The following is a 20,090-nucleotide window of genomic DNA, read 5'->3' on the forward strand; positions in this document are numbered from 1 at the left end:
GTCGAGATCCCGTGAGCCACCCTCGAGAACGGGGTCCGGGGTCTCGACACCCTCGACCCACGGTCGGAAGTTGACTTCGCACCCTTCCGCTGATCGAGCGTGTCGAGATCCCGTGAGCCACTCTCGAGACCATGGCCGGGGTCTCGACACCCTCGACCCGCGGTTCGGTGATCGAGTCCGTACCCTTCCGTTGATCGAGCTCGTCGAGATCCCGCGAGCCAGTCCCGAAACCGGGGAACGAGGTCTCGGCACGCTCGACCCACGGTCGGAAGTTGACTTCGCACCCTTCCGCTGATCGAGCTCGTCGAGATCCCGTGAGCCACCCTCGAGACCATGGCCGAGGTCTCCGACGGGCCACTAGTTCTCGATCCCTCCACAGATACAGCTTCGAGAAGTTATGCACCGATACTGAGAAAAGCTCGTAATCATGTTCGTTCTTTGGGAGAATAGAGCTATGTCAATCACCCTCCCACCCCCCGTCTCCGCCCCGGAGCCGACACCCGCCCCGGGTACAGCGGCACCGACCGCGGCCATGGTGCTGGCGGTGCTCGAGCAGACGCAGGCGCTGTGGGCGGGGCTCGGAACGGTCAGCCCCGACCGATTCACTGACGACGACCTGCTCGGTGTGCTCGGCGCGTTCGAAGGCGTCGGCCGGCTGGTCGATGCGGGCCGGGTGGCTGTGGCGGCGACGGTCGAGGAACGCTCCGGGCGGTGGCTGGGCCGCGACTCCCTGGCCGCGAAGCGGGGCTGCACGAGTGGCATCGACCTGATCACCCGGGTCACCCGGGTTTCTGGCCGTGAAGCGAAACGGCGTAGCGCGCTCGGTCTGCGGATGCGGGACACGCAGCACGTCGGAACGATCATCCCCGCCTTGTTCCCCACGGTCGGTGCCGCGGTCGCTTCGGGCTTGCTGGGGGTGGATGCGGCGGAGGTGATCATGTCCGGTCTGGCCGAGATCTCCCCGCGCGTCGCCCCCGATGATCTTGCGGCCGCGGAACGCGCTCTGGTTTCTGCGGCGACGGGCACGATCACGGCCGAGAATGAGGGTGAGCCGGGCGCGGGCTTTGCGTTCTCGGCGGACTCACTGCGGGTGCAGATGTTGCAGTGGCAGGCGGCGCTGGACCCCGACGGGGTGGCACCGAACGAGGTCGAGGGTGAGGCGACGAGCACGATCAGTTTCGGCCGCTTCAAAGACGGTGTGTATCCGGTGCGGGGCGGTGTGACTCCTGATCTGTACGGGATCATGAACCTCACCTTCGACGCGTTCATTGCCGCCCGCAAAACCCCCGCGTTCCCCACCGCCGCCGAACAAGCCCGCGATGAGGCACGCGACGACCGCGCCGAGCACGACGACCGCGCCGAGCAGGATGCCCACGACGGTCCCGACGGACACGACTTGAACGACGAGCGCGACCGCGAGTACGAGTACGAGTACGACGACCGTGACCACGAACGCGATGACCACGAACGCGATGACCACGACCACGACCATGACGACCACGACCACGGTTCAGCCTCAGCTGAGGCTCCTCTTCCCGGGTCGGCCGGGCACGAGTTCGATGACGTCGACACCCGCACCGCCGGGGAGAAGCGGGCCGATATTCTGCGCGGCATGTTCACCCAGCTGGCCCAGGCCGATAACACTCCCAGCATTGGTGGTGCACCGCCGACCGTGGTGGTGCATGTGAACGTGAACGATATTGAAGCCGGTCGCGGTGTCGGCTGGATCGACGGCGTCGACGCCCCCATCTCGCTTCGCACGGTGGATCAGATGATGTGTGCCGGAGGCACCCAAACGGTTCTGTTCGGTCCGAACGGTGAGGTTCTGACGCTGACCGATCCGCAACGACTGTTCAACCGTGCCCAACGCCGGGCGATCCTCGCCCGCGACGGCGGCTGCGGCATCCCGGGCTGTGATGCACCCACGCAGTGGCTCGAGTTTCATCACGTGATCCCCTGGAGCAAAGGCGGCGTCACCGAAGTCGACAATGGTGTGGCGTTGTGTTGGCGACATCATCACACCATCGAAACGTCCGGCTGGGAGATCCTCATGGTCAACGGCCGACCCCAGGTCAAAGCCCCGGCCTGGATCGACCCGACCCGCACCTGGCGCGACGCCCACCGCCACCGCACCGACACCCACCGCCGCAACTGAACCTTCGCAACTGAACCGCCGTGACTGGGCCGCCGCGATTGAGGCCGCCGCAACGATGCTCATTTTCGCTTCGAGTGGACGCGAAGCGGTCGGCCGAATCCGCTCGAACAGTGGCGGTACGGGGTCGGCGCAGTCCGCTGTCCGAACTCGGGATCGAGGGGTTTCGCGCCCAGTACACGACTCGCACGCTCTGGCTATGATCCGACAATGGAAACCAATCAGCTTTTCCTCGCCTCGGATGCCGCTCTTCGGAGCGTCATCGACCGAGTCAGCCCCGACGACCTCGACACGCCCGCACCGGCGGAGTGGTCACGAACTCCCCGCCCGACCATGCGCGACATCCTGAGAGCGCACGCCTACGATGAGGCCTGGATCCCGGGAGTGCTCGCCGGCACGTCGAGCGCCGACGGCGACAATTTGCTGGGCAGTGACCTGCTCGGCGACGATCCGATCGCCGCGTACGACGCGCTCAACGACATCGCGACGGCTGCCGTTAGCGCGGGCGTGGACCCGGGCGCGACCTTCCGCTTTCAGTACGGCGACTATCCGGCGGCGGAGGGATTCGTGCACCTGGCGCTCTACCGCGCCTTTCAAGCCTGGCTGATCGCGAAGCATCTGGGGCTGCCCTTCCACCTCTCGCCGGAGCTCATCGCGGGACTGAACGAGCACGCCGTGCCTCATGCGGAGCAATGGCGCGAGTTTGGTGTGTTCCCGCCTGCGATTGAACCGCCGGCCGACGCCGACGACGAGACTCGGCTGCTCTGTACCGTCGGATTCTGGGTTCCCTAAGCCCGAACACGGCCCGAAACGGGCCTTCCCGGAGGAGCCGCCCCCGGATATGGTGGCGCTACATTCGGCCGACGTGACGTTCAACGACTGGCCGATTCGTGAAGACAAGTGAGAAGGAACCAATCGTGACTGATAGCCAGAACCCCGCAGCCGAACCCAACACAGCTGCCACCCATGCGGCCGCGCCCGAAGCGCGCAGCATCTCGGACTGGACCGACCTGGGCAAAGAAATGTGGTCGTATCTGACCGGCAAGAGCGCCGTGATCAACTACAGCTTCATCGACATGACCGTCGAGGTGCCGCGTGATGTCGGTCCCGATGCCCCGCGCGCCACCTGGAAGCTGAATGGAACTCTGCGGGTCACCACGAGCGAGGGCTCCGGCACCGAACCGCTCGCCCCGTAGCGATGAGCCCTTCCACCCGACTGGACATCGACCTGGCCTTTTCCCTCGTGGAACCGGGCGGGACGCCTTCCGCCACGCCCGGCACCGACTCCTCCGCCGCTGAAGAAATGACCGGCACCATCACGGCGAGTGGACTAGAGATCGAGATCTACTCGAGCAAGCCCGAACTGTTCGTGCAGGGCAGAACGATCAAGCTCAAAGAGCTCCGTCGTCTGGCCGCAGCACTGGCCGAGCGGGGATTGACCATCTCGCTGTCAGGCCCGGACGGCTTGATCGTTCGGCTCGGCGCCGAGCGAGCACCACTCACCCAGCGCATCCTCACCCGCTCCACGCACATTGGGCTCGGCCATCGGAACGCGTGGGCTCCGCTGCTGAAACGCCGCAAAGCCGGCGGCCTCGAGAATACGGTGGTGCCGTTGCCGCCATCGACCCTGTTCCCGCTGGTGCCCACCTTCGATCGTCGGATTCGGCGCACCGTCACCACGACGCACTATGCACCGGGTGCCGGGCGGCCGCGGCTCATCTTCGTGGTCGGTTCCGAGAACTGGAACGGCCAGATGCCGCGCGAGTTTGATCTGCTGCCGGGAGTGACGACGATTGGTTCGTCCCCGTCGGCCGACCTGCAGCTGGAGGGTTTGCAACCTCTGCACGCCGAGATCCGCCATGATGCCAACGACGAGTATGTGCTGTATCCGCTGGGTGAGGTAGCGGGCGGGGCACGGCCGCTCCCGGGCGAGAGCGAGGGAGAGCAAATACTGCGCACGGGCGCCCGGATCGAGATGATGCAGTGGCGGATGGGATTCTTCCGCGAGGAGTACGCCGACCATGGTCGTCCGTACGGTGGTCGATTGGGCGGTGAGCTCGCGTATCAACGACCGCAGCCGGGGCGGCACAGCGAGAACCTGCCGCGCACGGCGCAGCCGAGTGCGCCACCGGCCGTCCCGCCAGCAGAAGCAGCCGCGACGGGCATAGATCCCCTGCCGCTGGATGATTCTGAGATCTAGGTATTCGGGGGAACGTGTTCGTGCGCACGGGCATCGCCAGAAAGTTCGGACGAAACGGGTTCGATGCAATTCTGCTGGCCCGACGCCAGGAAGCGCTGGACACCAGCGTGGCGGCGTTGCGGCAGCAGGGGATCGAGGCCCGAGGGATTGTTGCCGATGCTGCAGTGGGGAGAGTGTGACGGAAGCTTTCGCGCGGATCGAATCGGAGTTCGGGACTCCGGATGTTCTGGTCTATAACGCAGGCGCGATTACGATCAGTAACCCCTCGGAACTGGCGGTGGACGATCTGCTGAGCGACTTCACCGTGAACGTCGCCGGAGCACTCCGTTGTGCGCAGGCGGTCATCCCAGCCATGGCCGAGCGTGGTTCCGGTTCGATCCTGTTCACAGGCGGCATGCTCGCGCTCAATCCCGTGGCGTCTCGAGCATTGGCGGCAATCGGAAAGGCCGGGCTGCGCAACCTGGCATTCACTCTGGCCGACGAACTGGCGCCCCAGGGGATCACCGTGGGAACCGTTACCATCGGTGGCATCGTCGCGGCCGGCAGTTTCTTTGACCCGGATCTGATTGCCGAGACGTATTGGGACCTTCACACCGGTGAGCGACAGCGCGAAGTGCTCTACACCGCCCCCTGACGACAGGGTTCAGCCTGTGGATTTGCCGGGCATCGGATGCGGGCAGGGAAGAATAGAGATGTGGGAGCAACTGGGCGTGCGTTACCTCCCGACGCTTCAGCAGGTACATTGATCCGTCGCAGTTGTTCTTCCAGCGCCAATTAACACTGTTGCGTTAGCGTTTCAGGGAGCGGTGGGCACATCGCCCGCTGCACGGACGGAATCGCGCCGGTTGTCGGCCTCTCCGGTAGTAGGTTCGGTCGCATGCCGATCATCTTTCCGGCTCTCTCCGCTGCGGAGGGGTAATCCAAGCGCCTCGTGCTGACCGAGTCGCCGCGGTTGTGGGACTCGATCAGCGAATCGTTGGTCGAGCGTGTCGAGACCTCGTGCGGCGCCCGACCTGCAACGCGAGGTGCGCCATACGTTCTGAGCCGTGGCCCACGCTTGAGCGGATGAGGCTCAGCCCGGGGGAGACGAACTCACCTGATTCGACCACCGCCGACCGTCGCTGATCGTGCCACAGAGCGACCGAGTCGAACAGCGCCTAGCTCGCCGGCTCGTTCCGGTCGACGTCCAACATCACTTCGTTGCGACGGAGGAAGGCCGGAAGAAAAGGCGGGTCGAATCGGGCGAACCGCGGTTCACCGGTCGGAACGAGTCTGGCCGTCGTGAGAGCCGAGCGCAGTTCCGCAAGATGGCTGTCGTAGGCGTGCTCTGTCCACCGACCGCGGTAACGGCTCGCCGCGACGAGGTGTTCGGGAATCATGCGCAGGTGAACCCGGGCGTTCTTCGGGCGCGGTGCCGAGTCGATGGTGAGCGTCGCGGGCAGCACAAAGCCGACGAGGAAGCTGCCTTCTGATCCAGGGCCCGGTCCGTCGTCCGTCTGCTGCTGCACAACCGGGGACGTCATCGCAATCTTCGAGGATGAGTCGGTTTGCACGACGGGGGACGTCATCGCGACTTTCTCGCTCGATTCGTTCTCTCCACTGATGTAGGCGAAGAGGTAACGGAAGGCACGGTTGCCCGCGTCCTCGAAGGGGCCGTCGACAACGACCTCGGCAACCACATGCTGGGGGTATCGCCGCAACTCGAAAACGTCAGAGCTGTGCACGACATCGTACGGCTGTTGCTCGGTCACCTCTTCAGAGTAGCCCGATCCCGACTTTCCCCTATCGCGGAAGCGTGTTGCGATATATCGTTAAGTATCGTTCGCGATTCTCCAAGGAGGTTATTATGGGCAATTCATTCCCCGCCGGAGCGTTCGGCACCGGTAATCGTGCCGAGGGCATGTGGCAGATGATGGAGCAATTACGCTCAGGTTTCGAGAAACGCTCGGGTACCCGAGTGGGGCGAGGAGACGTGCGCGCGTCGGTGCTTGCGCTGCTCGCCGAACAACCGATGCACGGATACCAGATCATCCGCGAGATCGAGGAGCGCAGCGGCGGAAGCTGGAAGCCGAGCGCCGGGTCGGTCTACCCAACGCTGCAGTTGCTCTCTGATGAGGGACTCATCAGCGCTGAGGAGTCGAACGGCCGCAAGACCTATTCACTCACCGAGGAGGGTCGCGCGGTAGCCGGCGAGGCAGGGGGGACGGCCCCCTGGGAAACCACGGGCGCCTCTGAGAGCACCGGTTTCACCGCTCTGCCCAAGGCCGGCCTCGAGCTCTCGCAGGCAGCAGCGCAAGTGCATCGCACGGGATCTCCGGCACAGATCCAGCAGGCGGTGACCGTGCTCGATGACGCGCGTCGACGGCTCTACTCGATCCTCGCTCAGGACTGACAGGGTGCCGTCGGTCCGTCAGGGTCGAGACGATTCGTTACCCGGCGTTGGTCGTTCCCGCTCTCGTTACCGCCGCATCCTGCGTTTCGCCGGCTGGCAACTCGCGGTGGCGTGGTGGTTCGAACTTCTCCTGCCACGCATCGGGCTCGCGAAGGTCGCCGAGCGCACGCGGGCGAAGCGGATGCGACGCTTCGCGCAGCGCTTCCACGTGCTGGCGGTCGAGCTGGGTGGGCTGATGATCAAGGTCGGTCAGTTCATGTCGTCCCGGCTGGATGTGCTGCCGCCTGAGATCACGAACGAACTCGAGGGGCTGCAGGACGAGGTGCCGCCGGTGCCATTCGCGGCCGTGCGTGCGCTCGCCGAGGCGGAATTGGGCGTGCCGCTTGAACGGGCGTTCGCCTGGGTTGACGAGACGCCGGTGGCAGCAGCATCCCTCGGCCAGGCGCATCGGGCCAGACTCGGACCGATCGATGCCGCTGACACCGGGTTGGACGGCGTCGTGATCAAGGTGCAGCGACCGGGCATCGACCAGATCGTCGACGTCGACCTGGCGGCGCTGCGCAAAGTGGGCGGGTGGCTGAGCCGTGTGCGACTCGTGTCTGACCGTGTCGACATGCCTGCGCTCGTCGAGGAGTTTGCGTTCACCAGCCTCGAAGAGATCGACTATCTACACGAGGCTACGAGCGCCGAGCGCTTCGCAGCCGAATTCGCCGGTGACGAGCGAGTGGCGGTGCCGGCCGTCGTGTGGGAGCGCACGACACGGCGCGTGCTCACTCTCGAAGACGTCACGGCGATCAAAATCACGGATGCGGATGCTCTCCGGGCGGTCGGTATCGATCCGTCGGACGTCGCGCCGGTCTTCGCTGCGGTCATGTTCGACCAACTGTTCAGCACAGGCTTCTTCCACGCCGATCCGCACCCGGGCAACATTTTTGTGACGCCGGTCACCGACGGGGAAAGTGGGCCTCCGTGGAAGCTGACCTTCATCGACTTCGGCATGATGGGGGAGGTCTCCAGCACCACGCGCAGTGGCCTGCGGAAGCTTCTGATCGCGGCGGCCTCACGTGATGGAACAGGCTTGGTGGATGCGATCCGCGACCTGGGAGTACTGCTGCCCTCGGCCGAGACAACTGAGCTCGAGCGGGCGATGGTCCAGCTTTTCGCGCGGTTCGGCGGCATGGGCTTCGCCGAGTTGCGCGAGGTCGACCCGCGGGAGTTTCGTGACTTCGCCGTGCAATTCGGTGACGTGATCCGTTCGCTGCCATTCCAGCTTCCCGAGAACTTCTTGCTCATCATTCGGGCAATGTCACTCACCTCAGGGGTGTGCAGCGCACTCGATCCCGAGTTCAATCTGTGGGACTCGGTCGAGCCGTATGCGGCCCAGTTGGTGCGGGACGAGAGTGGCAACGTGGTGAAGGATCTCGCGCAGCAGGCGCTCGAGGTCGCCGGTCTCGCTTGGCGTTTACCGAAGCGAGTGGATGCGCTGATCACCCGCATCGAGGACGGCTCGGTCTCCATGCAGAACCCGCGCCTCGAGCACCGGATTGCCCGGCTGGAGCGCACCACACGACGCGTGATCTCGGCCGTTCTATTTGCTGCGTTGCTCATCGCGGGGGCCGTGTTTCACCTCGATGACGTCGCGCTCGGCACGGTGCTGATGGTCGCGTCGATCCTGCCGCTGTTGCATGCGCTGTTTGCAGGTAGTCGCGGCCGCTGACGCGAGTTCAGGAGATCGCCGCCTTCACCAATTCAGTCACCCGGGCCGCCACGCGCGGGGTCCACTTTTCGAGTGCGAACGAGACGGGCCAGATCTCGCCGTCGTCGAGGCGAGCGGCGTCCTGGAACTCGAGGGTCGAGTAGCGGGTGCTGAACTTTCCCGCGTTCTTGAAGCAGAAGACAACCTTGCCGTCTGCATTGGCATAGGCCGGCATCCCGTACCAGGTCTTCGGGGACAGATCCGGCGCGTTGGCCGTGACCGTCACGTGCACGCGCTCGGCGAGCATGCGATCATCCGGTTCCATTTTCGCGATGCTGTCGAGCACAGCCTGAAGTCCGTCGGCCTTCTTGACGCCCGTCTTGCCCTCGGCGCGAAGTTCGACAGCGCGCTGCTTCATGGCGCTGCGTTCGGCGGCGCTGAATCCGGCGGTTTCGTCTGCGGCATTCTCGGTGGTCATGAGTGGTTCTCCCATCAATTCGGGCGGGGCACGGCGTTACCGGCGCCTCTCTCTGAAAGGTGAGGCGCCGCGAGCATTCTGTGTTTCTCGAATCCTGATTACTCTCGGGAACTCGTTGATCAGACTGAGTTGAGAGGCAGATCTCTCCCGCTAGCCAGGCTGGGGGTGCTGTCTCGAGAGTTGCACCACTCCGTAGACAGCGATGAGGCCGGCGATGACGAACACCGCGCCGGCCCACAGTGGTGCGGATGTCGCCTCCCCGAGTACGACGATTCCGATGGTGACCCCGACGAGTGGGTCGATGACCGTCAGCCCCGCGACAACGAGTTCGGGAGATCCGGACGAATAGGCGATTTGAACAAAATATGTTCCCAGGATCCCCGCGGTCACCAGCCCGAGCAGGCAGGCGACGGTCAACCAGTCTGCGGGAGTGAGGTGGAGTCCGCCGTGGATGATGGTCTGAACTCGGGTAATGAGGACCTTGGCGAGTGTGGCGACGAAACCGAAGAGAACTCCGGCGGCCACAACGTAGAACATTCGCGTGAATCTCGTGCGGATGAGAACGAACGCGAGTCCGAGCGCCACCAGAATAGAGGCCAGGATTATGACCACGATCCCCAGCTGGGCGTCGGTGATCGGAACCGTGGTGGTGGTCAGGGCTGCAACAGCCACGAAGAGCCCGACACCGCCGACGCAGTAGACAATGGCACGAATCGAGGTGGCGCTGAGCGGGGTTTTGGTGATCCGCGCGGTGATGACAGCGGTGATCACCAGGGCAAGTGCGCCGAGCGGTTGCACGACTGTCAAGGGCGCCAGGTACAGGCTGAAGAGTTGGAACACGATGGCCAGCCCGAGCATGAGCGTTCCAATCAACCAGGACGGGCGCCGGGCCAGGGCGAGAAGCTGGCCGAGCGCCAAACCCGATCGTTGAGGCGCGCCCGTTGCCCTGTTGTGGACTTTCGCGACGCCATGCTGTTGGAATTCTGCTCCCGCAGCCAGGAAGAGCGAGCCGACGAGTGCGACGGGGATTCCCAGTGCCTGGACCGGTGTCAGGGAGATTACGTCAAGACTCATGCGGTCATACCCTTCCGTGCTGGATTCTAGACGAGAAGCATGACACCACAGGCATTGGGCTGAGGGCAGGGGTTAGAGCTTCTGGGTGCGCAGGCGCAGAGCGTTGCTGATGACGCTGACCGAGGAGAGCGACATGGCCGCGGCGGCGATGATGGGCGAAAGCAGGACTCCGAAGAACGGGTAGAGCACTCCCGCCGCGATCGGGATCCCCGCTGCGTTGTAGATGAATGCGAAGGTCAGGTTCTGGCGGATGTTGCGCATCGTCTTCTGTGAGAGCCGACGCGCGTGCACAATCCCGACCAAATCGCCGCCGAGCAGGGTGATGCCGGCGCTTTCGATGGCGACATCCGTGCCGGAACCCATGGCCAGCCCAACATCGGCGGCGGCGAGGGCGGGGGCATCGTTGACGCCGTCGCCGGCCATGGCCACGACCTTTCCTTCTCTCCGGAGAGCCTTTACGATGTCGCTCTTGTGCTCCGGCAGCACCTGCGCTTCAACCCGGTCGATGCCCAGCCGCTTGGCCACGGCCTGCGCCGTGGCGAGGTTGTCGCCGGTCAGCATGACGATCTGGATACCGTCAGCGGCCAGGGCGGCCAACGCGTCGGCCGTGGTGGCCTTGATCGGGTCCGCGATGGCGAACAGGCCGGCTGCGTGCCCATCGATACTCATGTGGATCACCGTCGCGCCCTCGCCGCGCAGCTGATCGGCTTGCGTATCGAGGGTGCGCATATCGGTGCCCAGCGAGGCCAGGAAGTCCACGTTGCCCAGGGCAACCTGGTGGCCCTCGACGGTGCCGGTCACGCCGCGTCCGGCGGGGGAGTCGAAATCGGCCACATCGGGAATAGTGATGCCACGTTCGTGCGCGGCAGCCGTGATGGCAGCTGCCAGCGGATGCTCGGACGCCCGTTCGACGCCGGCGGCCAGCCGCAGCAACTCATCTTCGGCAGCGCCGGTGCGTTCCGTGACGGTTGCCCGATCGTCGGCGAGAGGGGCTGCGGTGCGCTCAGTGCTGCCGACGGTGATGATCCGGGTGAGGGAGGGACGGCCTTCGGTGAGGGTGCCAGTCTTATCGACAACGAGGGTGTCGACCTTCTCCATCCGTTCCAACGCCTCGGCGTTCTTGATCAGCACCCCCATTTTTGCGCCGCGGCCCACTCCGACCATGATCGACATCGGGGTGGCCAGGCCCAACGCGCACGGGCACGCGATGATCAGCACCGTCACCGCCACAATCAGGGCGTGCGCCAGTTTCGGATCGGGCCCCACCAAAGCCCAGACCGCGAATGCGATCACAGCAGCGCCGAGCACCGCGGGCACGAACACGCCGGCGACCCGGTCGGCCAGGCGCTGGATCGGCGCCTGGGAACGCTGCGCCTCGGCGACCATTGACACAATCCGGGCCAGCATCGTGTCCCGGCCGATCTTCTCGGCCTGCATCACCAGGCCACCGGTCTGGTTGATGGTGCCGCCGATGACCGTGTCACCGGCGGACTTGGTGACCGGCATCGATTCGCCCGTCACCAAAGACTCGTCGATCGAGGAGCGACCCTCCTGAACCGTTCCGTCGACCGGCACTTTCTCGCCGGGCCGGACCCGCAGCCGATCCCCGACCTGCACCTGAGCCAAGTCGATCTCCTCGTCGGTGCCATCCGCACGCAGCCGTCGGGCGCTCGTGGGGCTGAGGTCCAACAACGCCTTGATGGCACCGGAGGTCTTCTCCCGCGCACGTAACTCGAGCACCTGACCCAGCAAAACCAGGACTGTGATGACCGCAGCCGATTCGAAGTAGACATCCACCGTCCCGTCCATGCCGCGAAATGAGGCCGGGAAGATTCCGGGGGCAACCGTGGCGATGACACTGTAGAGCCAGGCCACGCCGGTGCCGATCGCGATCAGGGTGAACATGTTCAGATTGCGGCTTCGCACCGACGCCCAGCCACGAACAAAGAACGGCCATCCGGCCCACAACACCACCGGCGTCGCCAACACCAGTTGCACCCACACCGACACGGTCGGCGGGAGCAACTCATGGACCCAGCCGAAGAGGTGCCCGGCCATCTCGATCACCAGCACCGGAACCGTCAGGACAAGCCCGACCCAGAAGCGGCGGGTCATATTCACCAGCTCCGCACTCGACCCCGACTCCATAGCCGTCACAGTGACCGGCTCCAAACTCATGCCGCAGATCGGGCAGGCACCCGGGCCCGGACGGCGGATTTCCGGATGCATTGGACAGGTGTACTCCACCGCACCGTCAGGGGCCGCCGGCGTCGAACTGCCTCCTGCAGCGCTGCCAGAATGGTCGCCGTGATCGTGATCGATGTACAGGTCGGGGTTCGCTTCGAACGTCGATCGGCAGTGATCGGAGCAGAAGAAGAACCGTGTTCCCTCATGCTCGATGCTCAGAGCGTTGGCCGGGTCAGCCCTCATTCCACACACGGGGTCGGTGACCACGGGCTGCACATCGTTACGACGGCTAGACATAGCTCAACAATACCCCGCAGGGGTAGTCCTCCGTAGGGGATTATTCAGGCGTGAAGTCCACCTGAGTGGCGCGACGGGGGACGGAGCGCGGTTAGCGTGCCACGCGGTAGCGAAGGGAGACGACGTTCGAGGTGAAGGTTCGGGTCTCGACGAGTTCGAGATCCACTCGGCGCTCGTGCTGGGGGAAGAAGGGAATGCCACCGCCAAGCAGCACCGGGTAGACCCGAGGCCGGTACTCGTCGATCAGACCTAACGCCGCTGCCTCGGCTGCGAGAGTGGCGCCGCCGATCGCAATGTCGCCCGTTCCGGGCTCCGCTCGCACTCGCTCGATCTCCTCCGCCAGACCACCGGATGCCAGACGGGCAGTGCCCTGCACCGCCGATAATGTCCGAGAGAAGACCACCTTGGGCAGCGGCTTCCAGATCGCGGCCCACTCGAGCTCTGAGGCGTCGAGCGAGTGATCGAGGTCGGCGGTCTCCCAGTACAGCATCGTCTCGTACAGCCGTCGTCCCATGAGGTGCACGCCACTGCCTCGAACCTCGTCGGTGACGAAGCGAAAGATCTCCTCGTCAGGCTCTGTCCAATCGAAGTCTCCGTGTGGCCCGACGATGTAACCGTCGAGTGAGACGCCCATCGAATAGGTCACACTGCGCATCAGAAGACCTCCTCTATATCGGGCCTACTGTACTCCCGCCGCGGAGGACCTGTCCCGGTCGTCGCTGTGCCTGCTCACTCGTGATCCCGGGAATGTCCGCTCCGCTCAGCATGAACGATGGCTTGGTGGATGAGGTCCTGCACGCCGTCCGGAACCGATTGGTCGCGAAAAATCTGCACTCTCCGCATGCTGCTTTTGCCCTCCGAGCCGAGCAGTTCGTTGGGATCGCGCAGCTCCGAACCCCGGTAGAAGAAGACGTCTATCCAGTCATGGGCGGCATGGATTTTGACAACTGCGCGTCCGTTCACGCTGAAGTACGGGGAACCCCACTTGATGAATTCGCCCAGCGCACCGGATTCACGGATCATGATGATGACGGCTTCTGCGGTGTGGCGTGACCACGGGTCAGGCAGATTATCGAGATAGAGGTCGACTGTCGACGTCACGAGTGTGGGTCCAGATCGACGCTGGACACCCCATCCGAAAGCAACGGATGCAGGAGGTGCTTGTTGAGCACGGTCCCGTCGGGTGCACGGACGAAGAATCGGCGAATACCCCATGACTCCGTGGTGAGCGGATGAACGATCTCGTAGCCGCGTTCACTGGCCGCAGCATAGGCGCCGTCGACGTCGTCCACTGTGACTGTGAGGAGCGGGTTCTCGGAGGCAGTCGCGTCCTGGGACACACGCTGGATATGCTCCCCGGAGCTGGGTACGACGAAGCGGGTGAGCCAGTCCAGACCCATATCCTGCGCATCAAGCCCGAGATAGTCCTCATAGAAGGCTTTCGCGCCTTCGATGTCGGGCACGGTGAGGTCGATCGTCACGCGGATGACATGCATGTGGTTCTCCAGCCGTCGGTGTGCTGCCTCCAGCGTTCCACCTGGCACCGATGAATGTCGATCTTGCCATCACGTCTATCGACCTCTTTGACCGAGTCGACGATACTGGTGTCAGCTGTGGGCATAGGACCCACAGAAGAATGAAAGATGAAAGGCGAGTGGCTATGAAGATGAGACTCGAACTTGTGCCGATTCCCGTCTCCGACGTCGATCGCAGCACAGCTTTCTACACCGAGGTCATCGGGTTCGGGCTCGACCATGATGTGCAGCCCGACAACGGCATGCGCGTCGTGCAGCTCACCCCACCGGGGTCGGCGTGCTCGATCGTGATCGGCACGGGGATGGGAGGCGATCCCGCAGAGGGGACCGTGCACGGATTGCACTTGGTGGTCGACGATATCGCGGCGGTGCGGGAGGAACTCCGGGGTCGTGGGGCCGAAGTCAGCCCCATTCAAGACCAGGGCGGAGTGCTGTACGCCTATTTCAGTGACCCCGATGGAAACTCATGGGCCCTGCAGCAGATCGGCGCTGCCGCGCCGTAGAGACTGTCTGTCCGGATCCACCGCTGGACTGCACGGCGGCGGCATCCCGATCGAATGCGGGTCCAGAGAGCACCGGCCGCGCCCCGTCCGTTGCTCGACCTCCTCCGTAGATCCAGCCCCCACCGTAGATCCAGCCTCCTCCGTAGATCGAGCCCCCACCGTTGATCGAGCCCCCTCCGTTGATCGAGCGTGTCGAGATCCCGCGCGCCGCCCTCGAGTCCGTACCCCACCGTTGATCGAGCCCGTCGAGATCCCGTGAGCCAGTCCCGAAACCGGGGAGCGAGGTCTCGACAAGCTCGACCCACGGTTCGGTAATCGAGTCCGTACCCCACCGTTGATCGAGCCCCCTCCGTTGATCGAGCGTGTCGAGATCCCGTGAGCCACCCTCGAGTCCGTACCCCACCGTTGATCGAGCTCGTCGAGATCCCGTGAGCCAGTCCCGAAACCGGGGAGCGAGGTCTCGACAAGCTCGACCCACGGTTCAGTGATAGACCCCCGTACCCTTCCGTTGATCGAGCGTGTCGAGATCCCGCGCGCCAGTCCCGAAACCGAGGAACGAGGTCTCGACAAGCTCGACCCACGGTTCGGTGATCGAGCCGCACACATCCGTTGATCGAGCTCGTCGAGATCCCGTGAGCCAGTCCCGAAACCGGGGAACGAGGTCTCGACACGCTCGACCGACGCTTCGGCGATCGAGTCCGTACCCTTCCGTTGATCGAGCTCGTCGAGATCCCGTGAGCCACCCTCGAGACCATGGACCGTGGGCTCGACAAGCTCGACCCACGGTTCGGTGATCGACCCGCACCCCTCCCGCCGATCGAGCCACCCCGCTGATCGAGCTCGTCGAGATCCCGTGAGCCACCCTCGAGGCCTTGGCCGGGATCTCGACCGGCCACTAGTTCTCGATCCCTCCACAGATACAGCTTCGAGAAGTTGTGCACCGATACTGAGAAAAGCTCGTAATCATGTTCGTTCTTTGGGAGAATAGAGCTATGTCAATCACCTCCCCACCCCCCGTCTCCGCCCCGGAGCCGACACCCGCCCCGGGTACGTCGGCACCGACCGCGGCCATGGTGCTGGCGGTGCTCGAACAGACGCAGGCACTGTGGGCGGGGCTTGGCCTGGTCAGCCCCGACCGGTTCACTGACGACGACCTCCTCGGTGTGCTCGGTGCGTTCGAAGGCGTGGGCCGGCTGGTCGATGCGGGACGGGTGGCTGTGGCGGCGACGGTCGAGGAACGCTCCGGCCGGTGGCTGGGTCGGGACTCCCTGGCGGCAAAGCGGGGCTGCACCAGTGGCATCGACCTGATCACCCGGGTCACCCGGGTTTCTGGCCGTGAAGCGAAACGGCGTAGCGCCCTCGGTCTGCGAATGCGGGACACGCAGCACGTCGGAACGATCATCCCGGCGCTGTTCCCCACGGTGGGTGCCGCGGTCGCTTCGGGGTTGCTGGGGGTGGATGCGGCGGAGGTGATCATGTCCGGTCTGGCCGAGATCTCCCCGCGCGTCGCCCCCGATGACCTCGCGGCCGCGGAACGCGCTCTGGTGGGAGCGGCGACGGGCACGATCACGGCCGAGAATGAGGGTGAGCCGGGCGCGGGCTTTGCGTTCTCGGCGGACTCGATGCGGGTGCAGATGTTGCAGTGGCAGGCGGCGCTGGACCCCGACGGGGTGGCACCGAACGAGGTCGAGGGTGAGGCGACGAGCACGATCAGTTTCGGCCGCTTCAAAGACGGTGTGTATCCGGTGCGAGGCGGTGTGACTCCCGATCTGTACGGAATCATGAACCTCACCTTCGACGCCTTCATCGCCGCCCGCAAAACCCCCGCGTTCCCCACCGCCGCCGAACAAGCCCGCGACCAGGCACGCGACAACCGCGCCGAGCACGACGACCGTGCCGAGCACGACGACCGTGCCGAGCAGGATGCCCACGACGGTCCCGACGGACACGACTTGAACGACGAGCGCGACCGCGAGTACGACGACCGTGACCACGAACGCGATGACCACGACCGCGACCACGACCACGACCACGACGGCCACGACCACGACCACGACCACGACCATGACGACCACGGTCAGGGTTTAGCCTCGGCCGAGGCTCCTCTTCCCGGGTCGGCCGGGCACGAGTTCGATGACGTCGACACCCGTACCGCCGGTGAGAAGCGGGCCGATATTCTGCGCGGCATGTTCACCCAGCTGGCCCAGGCCGATAACACTCCCAGCATTGGTGGTGCACCGCCGACGGTGGTGGTGCATGTGAACGTGAACGATATTGAAGCCGGGCGCGGTGTCGGCTGGATCGACGGCGTCGACGCCCCCATCTCGCTTCGCACGGTGGATCAGATGATGTGTGCCGGAGGCACCCAAACGGTTCTCTTTGGCCAGAACGGTGAGGTTCTCACGCTGACCGATCCGCAACGACTGTTCAACCGTGCCCAACGCCGGGCGATCCTCGCCCGCGACGGCGGCTGCGGCGTTCCCGGCTGTGATGCTCCCGCACAGTGGCTCGAGTTTCATCACGTGATCCCCTGGAGCAAAGGCGGCGTCACCGAGGTCGACAATGGTGTGGCGTTGTGTTGGCGACATCATCACACCATCGAAACGTCCGGCTGGGAGATCATGATGGTCAACGGTCGGCCCCGCGTGAAGGCCCCGGCCTGGATCGATCCGAGCCGCACCTGGCGCGACGCCAACCGCCACCGCACCGACACCCACCGCCGCGAATAGCCTGCACCGATGAGCCTAAACGGCCCCTGATTTTGTGCCGTTTGCTTTCTGACGAAAGCACTCGAGTGTGACGAGGAGCCCGAGAAATCAGGATGCTGAAGCGTAAAATGCGAGATCTGAGGGAAGCCAACGAGATCCTCCGAACTGCGCAGTGGAGGATGCCGCCTTGCAATTGCGGTGTCATCACAACGTCAGGAAACGGCGCCGGACAAGAGTGCGCGACGCGGGCGTAGGTTGGGGCTCATCCACTTATTCGGCTTGCACGGGATGGGAATGAAAGTGGCGACCTTTCGGCAACTGCATCACTTAAATTCACCTCTTCTGCTGCCCAACGCGTGGGATGTCGGATCGGCCCTCGCCTTTACGGAGGCTGGTTATCGCGCCGTGGGAACCACCAGTTTTGGAATCGCGGCCAGCGCAGGGCTGCCCGACGGGGGCCGTTCAAGCAAAGCAGCAACCCTCGCTCTGGTAGCGCGGATGCGCCCTCTGCACGTTCATGTGACGGCCGATATCGAGAACGGCTACTCGGACGACCCTGCTGAGGTGGCGAGCTTTGTGGCGCAACTTGCGGCACTCGGAGTTGCCGGTATCAACATTGAGGACAGCGTTGATGGGCATCTGACGGATTCAGCCGCCGTGGCTGCCACAGTCGCCGCGGTCAAGCGAAGCAGCCCGGATGTCTTCATTAATGCTCGGGTAGACAATCTGTGGTTTGCGCAACAAGCCACTGTGGATGCCGTTCTGCTTCGTGCCCGAACCTACGTCGACGCCGGGGCCGACGGGGTATTCGTGCCCGGACTTGCCTCTCCGGAAGACATTCGGAGCATCACCTCGGGGATCGGGGTGCCGGTCAACGTACTGGCTCATCCCACCTTGACCGTTGCGGAGTTGGGCGAGTTGGGCGTGCGGAGAGTGAGTTCCGGTTCACTGCCGTACCGAGCGGCTGTGGACGCGGCAGTACACAGTGTCAATGCGCTCAGGGACGGCAGGCTGGTGCCTATGGCGACCTCGTATTGGGAGATGCAGGCGCGTCTCGAATCATTCCGAGAGAGCGTTGCCTGCGCCAATGCTGAGACCTTGTCATGTTTGCCGGGTCGGTATACGGTGACGCTTCCCGTGATCGACGACGATTGTCAGCCGTCGACCTGACTAAAGGACCCCCAATGAATTATGAGAAAGACGGCGTGTTGCGGCAACGAAGCCTCGCCCGAACGAGTGCATTCGTTCTCGGTGGCTTTCTGATTGCTGGCTCATCGATTGCCTTTGCAGCGGGAGCCGCGAATGCGGCTCCCGGAGATGCTTCTGTGACGGTGATTCACGGAATTCCCGACACTCCTGTTGACGTGTATGTGAACGACCCCACGGCTGCGAGCGCCCCGCTGCTTGCTGACTTCCAACCGGGAACCGTCACGGACCCGCTTGCTCTACCAGCAGGAACGTACGACGTGACGATCTTCGCGGCCGGTACCAAAACTGACCCGGTCATCAATCAGTCTGAAACCGTCGAAGCAGACCAAAACATCAGCCTGATCGCGAATCTCGACGCGGCCGGTATGCCAGTGCTCAGCGCCTTTCTCAACGATGTGAGTCCGATCCCCGTCGGTCAAGCGCGGTTGGTGGTCCGGCACACGGCGGAGGCACCTGCTGTTGATGTTCGCGCCAACGAGAACGTTGTCTTCGCCGATCTCACCAACGGTCAGCAGGATTCGGCCGAGTTGGCCCCGGGAACCGTCAGTGCCGACGTCGTTCTCGCGGGTACGTCAACAGTCGTGATCGGTCCAGCGCCCCTGACGCTCACGGCCGGTACGGAGACCATCGTCTATGCCATCGGTTCGGCGACAGCCGACCCGACCACGCTCGGCCTCGTTGTGCAGACGATCAGCGGTCTTGCGGCGGAGCCGACTCCACCCCCGACTACGACTCCGACCCCAGTTCCGCCGGCTCCAGTTCCCCCGGCCTCCGTTCCGGGTGTCTCGGTCAACGCGGGTGGAGTAGCGCAGTCGAGCGCATCTGTGGCCCCGTGGCTGGCTGGCGGTTTCGGACTGATCGGTGTGATCAGCGCGGTCTTCGCGATCGGACTCTACCGGCGCCAGCGCGAGAGTGCATAGGAAGTATTCGTTGAATCTATTCAAGCCGAAGGGATGGTGGGGCAAACGCCCCACCATCCCTGTGGTGGTTCTGGGCTCTGTTGCTGCGGCGTGCCTCACGGTCGCAGGAATCACCGGGGCCGTCTGGTCTCAGAGCAACGCCGACGTGCCCGTTCCCAGTCAGTCGGCAGCGCACAGTATGGACGGAAAGATCGTCACGCAGGACCCTGTCAGTGCGCCCTCTCCGACCCCTACGCCAACGGCATCCCCGACGCCGACGGCAGTCCCTGACCCCGTCCAAGCGAGTGGAGACCGGTTCTCGGTACCCGCCGTTGGCTTGGACATCCCGCTGGACCCGGTGAGCGCGAGTGACGGGCAGATCACACCACCCGGGTTCCAGTCGGCGTACTGGATCACGAATATGGGAGTCCCACTGAGCCAGGGTGCGGAAGGGACTGTGTTCGTCGTGATGCACTCAATTCGGGGCGGGGGTATCGGACCGGGTAATTACCTGACAAACGTTCAAGAGGGCACCTCGGCGTTGGCCGATGGTTCGGCGATCGACGTCGCAGGGGTTCCCTATCACGTCACCGGGTGGACGGTGATTCCGAAAGGTGGGCTGGCCACAGACGCCGACATCTGGGCGAACACGCCGGGGAAGTTGGTCGTGATCACCTGTCTGGAGCATCCGGACGGCAGCGAATCAACCGACAACATGGTGATCACCGCGAGCCGAAACTGACGACCCGCCTGCCGACGC

The 20,090-nt window shown here is 64.3% G+C and carries 19 protein-coding genes; 12 read left to right on the top strand and 7 right to left on the bottom strand.

Going from position 1 to position 20,090, the window contains the following annotated elements; translation table 11 throughout:
• Positions 1-454 precede the first annotated feature (454 nt).
• From HNR05_RS01865 to HNR05_RS01890, 5 genes are all read left to right on the top strand, one after another.
• On the top strand, positions 455-2,155 hold the full coding sequence (locus tag HNR05_RS01865) for an HNH endonuclease signature motif containing protein (RefSeq protein ID WP_179577472.1): 1,701 nt from the start codon (positions 455-457) through the stop codon (positions 2,153-2,155).
• Between the two features lie 207 nt (positions 2,156-2,362).
• Positions 2,363-2,944: a DinB family protein gene (locus HNR05_RS01870; protein WP_179577473.1), complete on the top strand. Its 582-nt coding sequence runs from the start codon at positions 2,363-2,365 to the stop codon at positions 2,942-2,944.
• A 125-nt stretch (positions 2,945-3,069) separates the two neighbouring features.
• Positions 3,070-3,348, top strand: coding sequence for a hypothetical protein (locus tag HNR05_RS01875; RefSeq protein ID WP_425485067.1), 279 nt, complete (start codon positions 3,070-3,072; stop codon positions 3,346-3,348).
• A 2-nt stretch (positions 3,349-3,350) separates the two neighbouring features.
• On the top strand, positions 3,351-4,352 hold the full coding sequence (locus HNR05_RS01880) for an FHA domain-containing protein (protein WP_179577474.1): 1,002 nt from the start codon (positions 3,351-3,353) through the stop codon (positions 4,350-4,352).
• Between the two features lie 175 nt (positions 4,353-4,527).
• On the top strand, positions 4,528-4,986 hold the full coding sequence (locus tag HNR05_RS01890; protein WP_179577476.1) for an SDR family NAD(P)-dependent oxidoreductase: 459 nt from the start codon (positions 4,528-4,530) through the stop codon (positions 4,984-4,986).
• 523 nt (positions 4,987-5,509) lie between these two features.
• Here the strand turns inward: HNR05_RS01890 and HNR05_RS01895 are convergent.
• Positions 5,510-6,103, bottom strand: coding sequence for a heme-binding protein (locus HNR05_RS01895; RefSeq protein WP_179577477.1), 594 nt, complete (start codon positions 6,101-6,103; stop codon positions 5,510-5,512).
• Positions 6,104-6,198: 95 nt separating this feature from the next.
• On the opposite strand from HNR05_RS01895, the gene HNR05_RS01900 reads away from it, so the two are divergent.
• On the top strand, positions 6,199-6,744 hold the full coding sequence (locus tag HNR05_RS01900; RefSeq protein WP_179577478.1) for a PadR family transcriptional regulator: 546 nt from the start codon (positions 6,199-6,201) through the stop codon (positions 6,742-6,744).
• 4 nt (positions 6,745-6,748) lie between these two features.
• Positions 6,749-8,461, top strand: a complete 1,713-nt coding sequence (locus HNR05_RS01905; RefSeq protein ID WP_179577479.1) for an AarF/UbiB family protein — start codon at positions 6,749-6,751, stop codon at positions 8,459-8,461.
• A 7-nt stretch (positions 8,462-8,468) separates the two neighbouring features.
• Here the strand turns inward: HNR05_RS01905 and HNR05_RS01910 are convergent, their stop codons facing one another.
• The 6 genes from HNR05_RS01910 to HNR05_RS01935 all read right to left on the bottom strand — a co-directional run bounded on the left by HNR05_RS01910 (position 8,469) and on the right by HNR05_RS01935 (position 13,972).
• Positions 8,469-8,918, bottom strand: coding sequence for an iron chaperone (locus HNR05_RS01910; RefSeq protein WP_179577480.1), 450 nt, complete (start codon positions 8,916-8,918; stop codon positions 8,469-8,471).
• 150 nt (positions 8,919-9,068) lie between these two features.
• A complete protein-coding gene (locus HNR05_RS01915; RefSeq protein ID WP_179577481.1) occupies positions 9,069-9,992 on the bottom strand; it encodes a DMT family protein in 924 nt (307 codons plus the stop codon).
• Between the two features lie 72 nt (positions 9,993-10,064).
• Complete coding sequence (locus HNR05_RS01920) at positions 10,065-12,476, bottom strand: heavy metal translocating P-type ATPase (protein ID WP_179577482.1); 2,412 nt, start codon at positions 12,474-12,476, stop codon at positions 10,065-10,067.
• Between the two features lie 91 nt (positions 12,477-12,567).
• Positions 12,568-13,131, bottom strand: a complete 564-nt coding sequence (locus tag HNR05_RS01925; protein ID WP_179577483.1) for a dihydrofolate reductase family protein — start codon at positions 13,129-13,131, stop codon at positions 12,568-12,570.
• 74 nt (positions 13,132-13,205) lie between these two features.
• The gene (locus HNR05_RS01930) at positions 13,206-13,577 is read right to left on the bottom strand and encodes a DUF1801 domain-containing protein (RefSeq protein ID WP_179577484.1); all 372 of its coding nucleotides are present in this window, start codon (positions 13,575-13,577) and stop codon (positions 13,206-13,208) included.
• Positions 13,574-13,972: a VOC family protein gene (locus HNR05_RS01935; RefSeq protein WP_179577485.1), complete on the bottom strand. Its 399-nt coding sequence runs from the start codon at positions 13,970-13,972 to the stop codon at positions 13,574-13,576. Before HNR05_RS01935 ends, HNR05_RS01930 begins: the two co-directional genes overlap by 4 nt.
• A 164-nt stretch (positions 13,973-14,136) precedes the next feature.
• Between HNR05_RS01935 and HNR05_RS01940 the strand changes: the two genes are divergently transcribed.
• The 5 genes from HNR05_RS01940 (at position 14,137) to HNR05_RS01960 (ending at position 20,072) form a co-directional block, all read left to right on the top strand.
• Positions 14,137-14,514 carry a VOC family protein gene (locus HNR05_RS01940; protein ID WP_179577486.1) on the top strand — a complete coding sequence of 126 codons (378 nt, stop codon included), beginning with the start codon at positions 14,137-14,139 and terminating at the stop codon, positions 14,512-14,514.
• A gap of 992 nt (positions 14,515-15,506) precedes the next feature.
• Positions 15,507-17,243 carry an HNH endonuclease signature motif containing protein gene (locus tag HNR05_RS01945; RefSeq protein ID WP_179577487.1) on the top strand — a complete coding sequence of 579 codons (1,737 nt, stop codon included), beginning with the start codon at positions 15,507-15,509 and terminating at the stop codon, positions 17,241-17,243.
• Positions 17,244-17,516: 273 nt separating this feature from the next.
• Positions 17,517-18,392, top strand: coding sequence for an isocitrate lyase/PEP mutase family protein (locus HNR05_RS01950; RefSeq protein WP_218868952.1), 876 nt, complete (start codon positions 17,517-17,519; stop codon positions 18,390-18,392).
• A 14-nt stretch (positions 18,393-18,406) separates the two neighbouring features.
• A complete protein-coding gene (locus HNR05_RS01955) occupies positions 18,407-19,351 on the top strand; it encodes a DUF4397 domain-containing protein (RefSeq protein WP_179577489.1) in 945 nt (314 codons plus the stop codon).
• Positions 19,352-19,361: 10 nt separating this feature from the next.
• Positions 19,362-20,072 carry a class F sortase gene (locus HNR05_RS01960; protein WP_179577490.1) on the top strand — a complete coding sequence of 237 codons (711 nt, stop codon included), beginning with the start codon at positions 19,362-19,364 and terminating at the stop codon, positions 20,070-20,072.
• The last annotated feature ends 18 nt before the right edge of the window (positions 20,073-20,090 follow it).

It is taken from the genome of Leifsonia psychrotolerans (assembly GCF_013410665.1).
In the GTDB taxonomy this organism is placed as follows: Bacteria; Actinomycetota; Actinomycetes; order Actinomycetales; family Microbacteriaceae; genus Cryobacterium; species Cryobacterium psychrotolerans_A.